Annotated in this window: 9 protein-coding genes; 7 read left to right on the plus strand and 2 right to left on the minus strand. The window is 67.3% G+C overall.

Translation table 11 applies throughout. The features are described 5' to 3' along the window. Positions 1 to 102 precede the first annotated feature (102 nt). From lpdA to AC1DD3_RS05190, 4 genes are all read left to right on the plus strand, one after another. A complete protein-coding gene (gene lpdA, locus AC1DD3_RS05175) occupies positions 103 to 1485 on the plus strand; it encodes a dihydrolipoyl dehydrogenase (protein WP_230116772.1) in 1383 nt (460 codons plus the stop codon). A gap of 116 nt (positions 1486 to 1601) precedes the next feature. Next, entirely contained in the window at positions 1602 to 3326 is a 1725-nt protein-coding gene (gene sucB, locus AC1DD3_RS05180; RefSeq protein ID WP_230116773.1) for a 2-oxoglutarate dehydrogenase, E2 component, dihydrolipoamide succinyltransferase, read from the plus strand. A 155-nt stretch (positions 3327 to 3481) separates the two neighbouring features. After that, positions 3482 to 3835 carry a hypothetical protein gene (locus AC1DD3_RS05185; protein WP_230116774.1) on the plus strand — a complete coding sequence of 118 codons (354 nt, stop codon included), beginning with the start codon at positions 3482 to 3484 and terminating at the stop codon, positions 3833 to 3835. A 215-nt stretch (positions 3836 to 4050) separates the two neighbouring features. Beyond that, positions 4051 to 4482: an OsmC family protein gene (locus AC1DD3_RS05190; RefSeq protein ID WP_476875963.1), complete on the plus strand. Its 432-nt coding sequence runs from the start codon at positions 4051 to 4053 to the stop codon at positions 4480 to 4482. Positions 4483 to 4649: 167 nt separating this feature from the next. On the opposite strand, the gene AC1DD3_RS05195 is transcribed toward AC1DD3_RS05190, so the two are convergent. After that, positions 4650 to 8186, minus strand: coding sequence for a S41 family peptidase (locus AC1DD3_RS05195; protein WP_476881124.1), 3537 nt, complete (start codon positions 8184 to 8186; stop codon positions 4650 to 4652). A 74-nt stretch (positions 8187 to 8260) separates the two neighbouring features. On the opposite strand from AC1DD3_RS05195, the gene AC1DD3_RS05200 reads away from it, so the two are divergent. Continuing rightward, positions 8261 to 9154, plus strand: coding sequence for a TIGR01777 family oxidoreductase (locus AC1DD3_RS05200; protein WP_230116789.1), 894 nt, complete (start codon positions 8261 to 8263; stop codon positions 9152 to 9154). 14 nt (positions 9155 to 9168) lie between these two features. On the opposite strand, the gene AC1DD3_RS05205 is transcribed toward AC1DD3_RS05200, so the two are convergent. Next, positions 9169 to 10878, minus strand: a complete 1710-nt coding sequence (locus AC1DD3_RS05205) for a protein kinase domain-containing protein (protein WP_476881125.1) — start codon at positions 10876 to 10878, stop codon at positions 9169 to 9171. A 139-nt stretch (positions 10879 to 11017) separates the two neighbouring features. Here AC1DD3_RS05205 and lipB point away from each other — a divergent pair, with 139 nt between their 5' ends. Continuing rightward, positions 11018 to 11686, plus strand: a complete 669-nt coding sequence (gene lipB, locus AC1DD3_RS05210) for a lipoyl(octanoyl) transferase LipB (RefSeq protein WP_230116778.1) — start codon at positions 11018 to 11020, stop codon at positions 11684 to 11686. Then, on the plus strand, positions 11683 to 12422 hold a 740-nt coding region (locus AC1DD3_RS05215; protein ID WP_476881126.1), incomplete at its 3' end, for a lipoyl synthase. The genes lipB and AC1DD3_RS05215, both read left to right, overlap by 4 nt.

The following is a 12422-nucleotide window of genomic DNA, read 5'->3' on the forward strand; positions in this document are numbered from 1 at the left end:
AAATGAAAGGGAACCGGCCTGCTGGCATAATCACGGCAGAGCAAGTTCCAAGACCAGATGATGCGTACTCTCGTGTCATCGTTCACGCGAGGGAGCGTCTAAGTGGCCGATCAGGCAACTGCGCAAGAATTCGACATCCTGGTACTCGGTGGCGGCAGCGGCGGATACGCCACGGCCCTCCGGGCCGTTCAGCTTGGCTTCACCGTCGGCCTCGTGGAGAAGGGCAAACTCGGTGGAACCTGCCTGCACAACGGCTGTATTCCCACCAAGGCGCTGCTGCACTCTGCCGAACTGGCCGACCACGCCCGCGATTCCGCGAAGTACGGCGTCAACGTCACCCTGGACAGCATCGACATCAGCGCTGTCAACGCTTACAAAGACGGCATCATCGCCGGCAAGTTCAAGGGCCTGCAGGGCCTGATCAAGTCCAAGGGCATCACCGTCATCGAAGGTGAGGGCAAGCTCCAGGGCACGGACACCGTCGTCGTGAACGGCACGGCCTACAAGGGCAAGAACATCGTTCTCGCCACGGGTTCCTACTCCCGCACGCTGCCTGGCCTGGAAATCGGCGGCAAGGTCATCACCTCCGACGAAGCCCTCACCATGGACTACATCCCCAAGAGCGCGATCATCCTGGGCGGCGGCGTCATCGGCGTCGAGTTCGCCTCGGTCTGGAAGTCCTTCGGCGTAGACGTCACCATCGTCGAAGGCCTGCCGTCGCTGGTCCCGAACGAGGACGCCGCGATCGTCAAGAACTTTGAGCGCGCCTTCAAGAAGCGCGGCATCAAGTTCTCCACCGGCGTCTTCTTCCAGGGCGTCGAGCAGAACGAGAACGGCGTCAAGGTCACGCTGGTGGACGGCAAGACCTTCGAAGCCGACCTTCTCCTCGTGGCCGTCGGCCGCGGACCGGTCACGGCCAACCTTGGCTACGAAGAGGCCGGCGTCACGATCGACCGCGGTTTCGTCATCACCAACGAACGCCTGCACACCGGCGTCGGCAACGTCTACGCCGTCGGCGACATCGTCCCGGGCGTCCAGCTTGCCCACCGCGGCTACCAGCAGGGCATTTTCGTGGCCGAGGAAATCGCCGGCCTGAAGCCGGTCGTTGTTGAAGACGTCAACATCCCCAAGGTCACTTACTCCGAGCCTGAGATCGCCACTGTGGGCTACACGGAAAAGGGCGCCAAGGACAAGTTCGGCGACGACCAGGTCGAGATCCAGGAATACAACCTCGCCGGCAACGGCAAGAGCTCCATCCTGGGCACCGGCGGCCTCGTCAAGCTGGTCCGCCAGAAGGACGGCCCCGTCGTCGGCGTCCACATGATCGGCTCCCGCATGGGCGAGCAGATCGGCGAAGCCCAGCTGATCGTGAACTGGGAAGCCTACCCGGAGGATGTGGCCCAGCTGGTGCACGCCCACCCGACCCAGAACGAGGCGCTGGGCGAAGCCCATCTCGCCCTCGCGGGCAAAGCCCTCCACGGCTAAAGCAGCTCCGCAATACAACAGGGCTTAGTGCACCCGGCATGATCCGCAGGGTGCACTAAGCTCGAACAAGCCAGCAATCATCCGCACAAAAGATCAATAAGGAGAACGGGGACGACATGTCTGAATCCGTTAACTTGCCCGCCCTCGGTGAGAGCGTCACCGAAGGAACCGTCACCCGCTGGCTCAAGCAGGTAGGTGACCGGGTAGAGGTGGACGAACCGCTGCTCGAAGTTTCCACCGACAAAGTAGACACCGAAATCCCCTCTCCGATCGCCGGCGTCATCGAGGAAATCCTCGTTGCCGAAGACGAAACCGCAGAAGTTGGTGCTCCCCTGGTCCGCATCGGTGATGGCTCCGGTGGAGGATCAGCCCCCGAGGCCGCTCCCGCCGAGGAAGCACCCGCGGCGGAGGCACCCGCTGAAGAAGCTCCGGCGGCCGAGGCACCCGCTGAAGAAGCGCCCGCCGCTGAGACACCCGCCGCAGCCCCTGCCGCATCCGGCGAGGGCCACGAAGTCACTCTCCCCGCCCTGGGCGAGAGCGTCACCGAAGGCACCGTGACCCGCTGGCTCAAGGCCATTGGCGACACCGTTGCAGTGGATGAGCCGCTCCTCGAGGTCTCCACCGACAAGGTCGACACCGAGATCCCGTCCCCGGTGGCCGGCACGCTCCAGGAAATCCGCGTCAACGAAGACGAAACGGCCGAGGTCGGTTCCGTCCTCGCTGTCATCGGCTCCGGCGCTGCCGCGCCGGCACCTGCCGCGGCTCCCGAGAAGCCGGCCGAGGCTCCTGCCCCCGCGCCGGCTGCTGCCCCGGAGAAGCCGGCAGAAGCACCGGCTGCTCCGGCCGAGGCCAAAGAAGAAGCTCCGGCACCGGCGGCCCCCGCCGCTGCACCGGCTCCCGCAGCACAGGCACCGGCTGCCGGCGCCGAGTCGGGGTACGTTACTCCCCTGGTCCGCAAGCTGGCCAACCAGCGCGGTGTGGACATCTCCTCCCTGTCGGGCACCGGAGTTGGCGGCCGCATCCGCAAGCAGGACGTCCTGGCTGCGGCCGAGGCGAAGCCCGCTCCGGCAGCAGCGTCAGCAGCTTCCGCTGCTCCGGCTTCGGCTGCGGTTTCCTCCCTGCGCGGTACCGTGCAGAAAGCCCCCCGCATCCGCCAGGTCATTGCCCGCCGGATGCGCGAGTCCCTCGACACCTCCACCCAGCTCACGCAGGTCCACGAAGTGGACATGACCAAGATCGCCAAGCTGCGCCTGAAGGCTAAGAACCCGTTCCAGGCCCAGAACGGCGTCAAGCTGACGTTCCTGCCCTTCATCACCAAAGCTGTCGCCGAAGCACTGAAGCAGCACCCGAAGCTGAACGCTGCGTACGACGAGGACAAGCAGGAAATCACGTACCACAACGCCGAGCACCTGGCGATCGCTGTGGACACGGACAAGGGCCTGCTGGTGCCGGTCATCTCCGATGCCGGCAACCTGAACCTTGCAGGCCTCGCCGGCAAGATCGCCGACGTCGCTGACCGCACCCGCAACGGCAAGATCGGCCCGGACGAGCTCTCCGGCGGCACGTTCAGCATCACCAACTTCGGTTCCGTCGGTGCGCTGTTCGACACCCCCATCATCAATCAGCCGCAGGTGGGCATCCTCGGCATCGGCGCGATCGTCAAGCGCCCCGTGGTGGTGGCCGATGAGAACGGTGACGACTCGATCGCCGTCCGGTCCATGATGTACCTCGCCCTGACCTACGATCACCGCCTGGTTGACGGCGCGGATGCAGGACGCTTCGTGCAGACGCTCAAGGCCCGCCTCGAAGAGGGCGCCTTCGAAGCGGACCTGGGACTCTAGGCTCCGCACGCTGTGAGGGCGGCGGCCAACCCGGGCGTCGGTGGATAACCACCGGCACCCGGGGTGGCCGCCGCTTTTTTCGTACCACCGGGTCCTGCCGGACGCGCGGGCCGCTCGTACTACGGAGTGTAGAAGTATCTGGCTAGACTGTTGCCATGCGAATTCTTTTTGACATCCTGCTGTTCCTGCACATCGTTGGCGCCGCCATGATCGTGGGGTACTGGATCGCCACCCTGAGGCAGCCGACCATCCACCCGCGCCAGCGCGACGGCGCGTTCGTTCAGCTGCTCACGGGTATTGCGATGATGGGACTGCTGCCGCTCATGCCGGATTCAGATCCCAACTACTTCAAGCTCGGCATTAAGTTCGCGATCGGGCTCGCCGTTGCCGTTCTGGCCGTGATCGGCTCGCGCAAGGTCAAGAGGGGCGAAGACATCTCGACCGGCCTGGCACACGGTGTCGGCGGCCTGGCGCTGATCAACATTGCCATCGCCACGATCTGGCACTGAGCCGCTTATCGAATGAACGACGACGGCGACGCACCCCTCGCGGGTGCGTCGCCGTCGTCGTCTCTTGCGTTGGGCTGCCTGGCGCACTCCGGGGGCCGGTCATAATCCTCTGACAGCGGACAACCCGTGCGCCCACCACGGGGAATCCATAGGATTAGGCAGGAAGGATCGGGCGTCAGCCGGATCCTTGACTGAACCCAAGCTAAGGAGTGGACATGGCAGCAACACGCACCGCACACACGGTATGGAACGGCGACCTGATGACGGGTGCCGGCAACACAACGCTCGACAGCTCCGGGCTGGGCACGTATGAGGTCACCTGGAAGGCCCGCACCGAGGCCTCGGAAGGCAAGACCAGCCCTGAAGAGCTGATCGCCGCCGCACACTCCGCCTGTTTCTCCATGGCTTTCAGCCACGCGCTCGCCCAGGCCGGCCACACCCCCGAAGAGGTCCACACGAAGGCGGACGTCACCTTTAAGCCGGGCACGGGCATCACCGGCAGCCACCTGACCCTGAACGCCAAGGTCCCCGGCATCTCCGAAGACGAGTTCCAGAAGATCGCAGCGGAGGCCAAGGTCGGCTGCCCTGTCTCCGGTGCTCTGGCCAGCATCGACATCACCCTGGACGCAACGCTCGCGGCTTCCTGATTTCTGGCCCCGGCTGCGGCGCAGCAGGGGCACACAGAAAAGGCCCTGTACCCGGACTGGAAGATCCATCGGGGCACAGGGCCTTTTTGCGCAGTGAGCCGGGCTCTCCGTGAGCAGGACTGCCGCGGGCCGGACTGTGGGTCAGCGGTTCGCAGGCTCAGCCCGGGTCAGCCGCCCGTGTTTCGGCGGGCAGGCAGTGGCTCCGGCCGGAGTCGGCGGTAGCCTTCACGGGCCGGCGGCCGGTCCGTGGGAAGCTCCTGAACCATTTCCTTCAGCGCCCCGATGCCGTACTCCAGCTGCGGGTCCCGTCCCGCAGCATAGGCGTGCGGCGGGAACGTCACCTCGATGTCCGGAGCAACGCCGTGGTTTTCGACGCTCCAGCCCACGCCGCCGCCGAACCAGGTGGCGTAGCGCGGCTGGGTAACCCCGGTGCCGTCCGCCAGCGTGAAACGGCTGTCGATGCCCACCACGCCGCCCCAGGTCCGGGTCCCGATCACGGGACCGATTCCCCGAAGCTTCGAGACCTGGGTGATGATGTCGCCGTCGGAACCGGCAAACTCATCGGCGAGGATGATGACCGGGCCGCGCGGTGCGTGGTGCGGGTAGGTCCGGGGCTTCTCGCCGCGCGGCATGCTCCAGCCTGTCACCTTGCGTCCGATCAGCTCGGCCACCAGCTGGGACGTGTGCCCGCCGCGGTTGCGGCGAACGTCAACGATCAGGCCGTCCAGCGCGGTTTCGGTGTCCAGGTCACGGTGCAGCTGCGCCCAGCCGTTGGCCATCATGTCGGGAACGTGCAGGTAGCCGAAGCTTCCTTCAGAGGCCTGCCGGACGGTGCGGCGGTTAGCGGCCACCCAGTCCTGGTAGCGGAGGCGCTCCTCATCCTTGATCGGGACCACCGCAATGCGGCGCTGGGCGCCCGCGGCCGGACCGTGGGCGGCACCGTTGCGGATGGTCAGTTCCACCGCCCGGCCGGCAGCGCCAACCAGCTGCATGGCGGGCGTCAGGGCCTCGGTGAGCGGCACGCCGTCGACCGCGAGCAGGACATCCCCGGCCTTGGCGGCGGCGCCGGGGCGGGCCAGCGGTGAGGTCGCGAGGGGGTCGGAGGATTCGCCGGCGAGGATGCGGATGATCTCCCAGCCCTCCCCCGTGAATGCCAGGTCGGCGCCCAGGCGGCCCTGGCCATTACTGCCGTTCTCGGTGGCCGCAGCCGGCCGGACGTAGGCATGGGACGTGCCGAGCTCGCCGTGGAGTTCCCACAGCAGGTCCACGAGGTCATCGTGCGAACCGAGCCGGTCAACCAGCGGCCGGTAGCGCTTGTGGATGGACTCCCAGTCCTGGCCGGCCATGTCCTCGGTCCAGAAGAAATCGCGCTGCAGCCGCCAGGCTTCATCGAACGCCTGGCCCCAGACGCTGAGCGGGTCCATGAGCACCCGGATGCGTGTGAGGTCCACCTTGACCAGCTGGCCGGATTCCTCGTCGGCCTTCGCGTCGGACGGCACCACCCGGACCTGTTTGTCGTGGACGAGCACAACCTTCTTGCCGTCACCGGACACGACGTAGCTGTCGAGCGCGTCCACAATGGTCGCGGCCTTGCGCTTGGCAAGATCAAACCGGACCAGTGTTGGCGCAGTGTTCTTGTCCTCCAAGCTGGCTTTGCCGTCGCCGGTCACCCCGGCGAGGGGGCTGTCCAGCCACAGCAGCGCGCCGTCGACCGCGGCCAGCGAGGAATAGTTGCCCTGCGGGACCGGAACGCTGATGACCCGGTGCGCGAGCCCCTCGGCGTCGACACGGACCGGCGCAGGCCTACCGGGCTGTCCGGCGTCGGCGTCCCGGTCTGCCGCCGTCTCCGTCTCGACGGAGAGATCCACGTTGGGGCCGAAGGGCGACGCCGTTTCCGCTGCCAAGGCCACAAGGTACGGCTTGATGGGGCTCGGGAACGAGAGGTCGAAGGAATGCCCGTCGTAGACAGGATCGAAGCTGCGGTTGGAGAGGAACGCGAGGAACTTGCCGTCCGGCGTGAACGACGGCGACTGGTCACGGAAGCGACCATCGGTCACCTCGACGATGTCGGGGTCCCCGGCGCCTGGCTTCCCTGCCCCGGACTCCACCGTGTGGACGCGGGTCAGCCTCAGGCGGCTGCGGGAGCCGAGGGACGTGACGGGTTCCGACCAGGCCAGCCAGGCGGAGTCCGGCGACCAGCACAGGGCTTCGATGCTGCCTTCGCCGATGCTCGTCACCGACGTGATGGTTCCGTCCCGCGTGTCGGCCACGTAGACGTCGCCGAAGGCGGTGCCGACGGCGATCCAGCGGCCGTCGGGGCTGGTCTCCAGGGCGCTGGCGCGCGACGGCTTCGGGAAGGCGATCCGCCTGGATGCCGAACCGGCAGGTGCCGAGACAGCCCCCGCGCCCGCCACCGTGCCGTGCTGTTTCTCTATCCCCGCTGCGGGAGCGACGTCCGCCTGGGAGTCGTCGGAAACGGCGACGTCGACGCCCGGACCCACCAGGCCGGCCGCTGAGACCGGGCTCGGCAGCGCAGGGCTGGGCTGGGGGGCCGCGGGAGTCTCGGATTCCTGGTGTCCCTTGACGGGCTCTGCCGGGGCAGCCGGGGTTTCGAGCCGCGGGGCGATCTCCGCCATAACTAGGGCCTCCGTGCCGTCGTGGTCCGCAACATAGGCGATGCGGCCATCCGTCAGGGGACGCGGAAGTCTTGCCCGGACACCCGGAGTGCCTTCGACAACGCGGGAGGGCCCGTCCTTGTGCCGCAGCCAGTGGATGGTCCCGTGCGCCTCCACGGCGCTGGCCGATCCGGTGCAGTCCGGCCGGACGTCTCCGAGGTGCTTGGAAACCTTCAGCAGCGACGGGCGGCGGCCCTGGGAGGCCGAGCCGAGCGAGATCTCAAGCCTGACGGCGTCGGAGGCAAGATCATGCAGAATCCACAGCTCACCGGCGGACTCGAAGATGACACGCTTCCCGTCAGTGGACGCGTGGCGGACGTAGAAGTCTTCGTGGTCCGTGTGGCGGCGGAGGTCTCCGCCGTTGGGCAGGACTGAGTACAGGTTCCCGTACCCCTCGTGGTCCGAGAGGAAGGCGATGCGTCCGTCCACCCACATGGGGTCCGCCAGGTTGCCGTCAAGGTCCGGGAGCAGCCGTTCGAACTCGCCGTTGCCGTCGGCGTCAATCCAGAGTTTGCCGGCAGTGCCGCCGCGGTAGCGCTTCCACCAGGCCGGTTCGCGGGACAGGACGCTGGCCACGACTACGGGCTTCTCGTCTCCGACCTCGGGGCCGAACGCCACGGATTCGACGGGACCGAAGGGCAGTTCCTCGGCCCAGCCGCCCTCGGTGGAAAGGCGGTAGGCGTGCGTGTGGCGGCTCTCCGCCTGCCGGAACGCGCTCGTGACCACTACTTCGCCCCCGGCAGTGAAGCCTTTGACCTTGGTGGTGCTGTGCCCGAAGTAGGTCAGCTGCCGGTATCCGCCGCCGTCGACGTCGGCGATGACAACCTCGGGCGCCGTGCCCTGCACGACCGTCCAGACGAGCTTCTTGCCATCAGGCGTGAAGCGCGGATTACGGGCCGGGAGTTGCAGGGAGGAAACCCGCCAGGCGCGGCCGCCGCCGACAGGCGCGATCCAGACGTCGTCCTCGGCCACAAATGTGACCAGATCGCCGTGAACATGCGGGAATCGGAAGTAGCTCGAAGAGGTCATCGTTCGATCATAGTCAAAGTCAACAGGGGTGGCTGGGAGGTGCCGTACCGTGCCGGGACATGGTGAGATGGATCATGCGAATCGTCATGGCCGGCGCCTCCGGGCTCATCGGAACCGATCTTTCCACCCGTCTCGTTTCGGACGGACACGACGTCACGCGGCTGGTTAGGAGGACGCCGGCTTCCCCGGCTGAAGTCCGCTGGGATCCGTCCGCCGGCCAGCTGGACCCGGCCTGCCTTGAGGGCGCGGACGCCGTTATCAATCTGTCCGGAGCCGGCATCGGCGACAGGCCATGGACGCGCCGACGGATCGATGAGCTGTTCCGCTCGCGCCTCGATCCCACGCGGACCCTCGCCACAGCAATGAAGCATCTTGACACACCGCCGAGGACCTTCATCAGCCAGTCCGGAGCCGGCTACTACGGCGACGCCGGGTCGGCCGCCCTCCGGGAGGGGTCGCCCGCCGGGACTGGCATCATGGCCCGGATCTGCGTTGAGTGGGAAGCAGCCGCGCACGAAGCTCCGCCGGGTGTCCGGGTGGTAACCCCGCGGACTGCGGTGGTGCTGAGCAGATCCGGAGGGGCCCTGGGCAGGCTGCTGCCGCTGCTGCGGCTCGGCGTTGGCGGTCCGCTCGGCAACGGCCGCCAGTACTGGCCCTGGATCACGTTGCCGGACCTGTCCGCTGCTTTTGGATTCCTCCTGACGGCCCAGCTCTCCGGCCCCGTCATCGTCTCCGCCCCCGAAGCCGCCAACGTCAACACGCTGGTTGCTGAGCTCGCCGCTGCCCTGCACAGGCCCGCGCTGCTCCGCGTTCCGGCGCCAGCGCTGCGGCTGGCCATGGGCAAGCTGGCCGACGAACTCCTGCTCGCGAGCCAGCGGGTGGAACCCGCCCTGCTGAAGGAAGCGGGCTTTGAATGGCAGCATCCAAGCCTTCGGCGTGCCGCCGCATGGGTGGTCAGCGGCGCCTGACGGCACGTGGGCGATCATGGGGCCGGAAGGATGTCCGAAATCAGCCACTTGCCGTTCACTCTAACCAGGACCAGCCGCAGAGCGCGGCCTGGCTGAGGTGCGCCGGTGGCGACTACGGCACCGGCGGCAGATCTCTCCTTGTAACCGGACGTCGAAGCCGTCACGGCGACCACGGCCCGCGCCCCAGTGCTTTCGGGCATGTTCCGGATGGCCGTGAGGCTTGTGGTGAAGCCGGCCAGGATGTTCCCGGAGTCCTGCAACCGGGCGCTGATCCTGCGGTCCGCGGCCGCGGCCGGGGAGTTCCCGGCGTTAACCTCGCCGAGCAATTCCAGCCTGCCCTCACTCAGGGCCTTCGAGCGCAGCCAGGCCAGCCCTTTGACAGCCTCGGCGGGATTTCCCGCCCGGAGCTGGTTCCGGACAGCGTCCGGAACCCTCGCGGAATCCAGTACCGTTGCCGGCTGCGGCCCCCTCGGCGCCGGAACCGGAACGGTTCCGGGCCCCGGAAAGCCACGGACCAGGGACGGCAGCGTGGCTGCGATGCCCGGAGGCTGGTTCGAGAGCGGCGTCCCCGGCGCACCGAGCAGCAGCCACGCGCTTGCAAGAACGGGAACTGTGAAAAGCCCGGTCCATGCGGCAGTACGACGACGTCGAGGCGCGGCTGCCGTCGCGGCCCGCCGCGAGTGCAGCCTCGGCTGGTCCGGCAGCGTCTGGCCGGGCAAGGCCTGGTCGTAGGAGGTCCTGCGCTGCCGAAACGCCGTGACGGGCGGGGACGTGGACAGCCGCCTGCCCCAGGCACGGATCCGCTCGCGCCGCCTGCCGCCCGACGGCGGCTCCGGCCTGCGTGTCAGCAGCTCCGGCAGGACGGTCGGATGCGCAGAGCGAGATAGGTCGACGGGAACTGCGGCGGCGCTCCGGTAGATGGCGGTGGCAAGCTCCGCTGCATCCGGCCGTCGCCGCCGGTCATCACTCAGGCCTGCCTCCAGGGCGGCGGCAAGTTCGCGGGGCACGTCCGGAACCAACAGCGAAAGGGGTGGCCTGTCTGCCGTGGGCCGGGGCGGGGCTCCGGTGAGGCAGTACCAGCCAAGCGCAGCCGCGGCATAGACGTCGCGTCCGGGCTGCAGTCCTGCCCGTACGGCGTCCACCGGCGAAGGATCCCTGAACCCTTCAGTCCCGAGGCCGGGAACGGCGCCGGGATCGCCGACCATTCGCGCCACCCCGAGGTCAGCGAGCAGAGGCTTTCCGTGTCCGGAAAAGAGCACGTTTCCCGGTGACACATCCGAGTGGGTGAATCCCTTGCCGTGGAGGTATCCGAGGACCTGCGCAATGGGCGTCAGCACAGTCACGGTCTCCCCCACGCCCAGCTTGCCCCGGGCGGCGATGAGCTGGCCCAGTGAACCGCCTGGTGCGTAGTCCATCACGATCCCCAACGGGCTTTCGGCGGCCTCGCCCAACCTCACGACGTCGTGCGCCTTGACCAGATGCCCGTGGTCAAGGACGGACATGATCAGAATCTCCCGGCGTACATCCTCTTCGGCAGTCCCCGCGGCGTGGTTCCCGGACGCCGCGCCGAAACACTTCAGGGCCAGCTTCCGCCCGGTAGCCTCTTCCGTCACCAGCCACACGGCGGCGCTCGCCCCGCGGCCCAACCAACGGCAGACCTGGTAGCCCGGAACCTTCGGCTCGCGCCCTGCGGAATGGTCGGCGTCCTGCCTCACATCGTCCATGGCTTAAGGAGTACCGGAAATCGACACATCCTGCAGAAGTTATCCACAGGGGGCGGGGGCCGGCACATGACCCGCGGGCCGGGTGAGAGCTTGGGCACACAATCGGGCAGGACGCCGGCCGGGGTCTAAGCTGGATGCCATGACTCTTGAGTTCACACAGCTGGGTCTTGCCCCGGATCTCGTGGATTACACGCGTGCCTGGGACCTCCAGCGCGAAATCCACGAGAACGTCCTGGCCGGCATGGCCCCCAGCACAGTTCTCCTGCTCGAACACTCCGCCGTCTACACCGCCGGCAAGCTCACCGAGGACCACGAGCGTCCCTTCGACGGCACGCCCGTTGTAGCCGTGGACCGCGGTGGCAAGCTGACGTGGCACGGACCCGGCCAGCTGGTGGGTTACCCCATCATCAAGCTGAAAAACAAAGCGGGGATCCGCGACTACGTCGAGCGTCTCGAGGCAGTGATCATCGCCGTCCTGGCCGACTTCGGAATTACGGCCGTCCGCATCAGGGGCCGCGCCGGCGTGTGGATCGACGAAGACCACAAGGGCCCCGCCCGGAAGATCGCGGCGATCGGCATCAGGGTCAGCCAGGGCGTAACCATGCACGGCTTCGCCATCAACTGCAACAACGACCTCGCCCCTTACGGCCAGATCATCGCCTGCGGAATCACCGATGCCGGCGTGACCACCATTGCCCAGGAGACCGGCCGCGACGTGGCACCGGCTGATCTCGTTTCGCGGATCATCGAAGAGCTGCGCAAGAATGAAGACGCCCTAGTTGCAACCCCCGAAGGAGTTCTACTGTGACACTGGCACCAGAAGGCCGGAAGATGCTGCGCATTGAGCAGCGTAATGCGGCCACCCCGGTGGAGCGCAAGCCGGAGTGGATCAAGGCCAAGGTCCAGATGGGCCCGGAGTTCGTCCAGCTCAAGAACCTCGTCAAGAAAGAGGGCGTGGCCCGGTCGGTCCAGGCGATGCAGCTGCGTTACGCCACCGTCACCGGCGTGGCCCGTGACGACCTCGAGGACGAGGGCGTCTGGCTGTACGCCGAGACGGTCCGCAAGATCCACGAGCTGAACCCGGGCACCGGCGTCGAACTTTTGATCCCGGACTTCTCCGGTAAGCCCGGGCACATCGAGGCGATCTGCGACTCGAAGCCCGAGGTCTTCGCGCACAACGTCGAGACCGTGCCGCGGATCTTCAAGCGCATCCGCCCCGCGTTCCGCTACGACCGGTCCCTGGACGTCATCACCCAGGGCCGGAACCTGGGCATGGTCACCAAATCCAACCTGATCCTGGGCATGGGCGAAACCCGGGMGGAAATCTCCGAAGCCCTGAAGGACCTGCACGAGGCCGGCTGCGACCTGATCACCATCACCCAGTACCTGCGCCCGTCCGAGCGGCACCTCCCGGTGGACCGCTGGGTCAAGCCACAGGAATTCGTGGACCTCCAGCAGGAAGCGGACGAGATCGGCTTCCTCGGCGTCATGTCCGGACCCCTCGTCCGGTCCTCCTACCGTGCCGGCCGGCTCTGGGCCACCGC

This window comes from Arthrobacter sp. 05T444 (genome assembly GCF_056395905.1).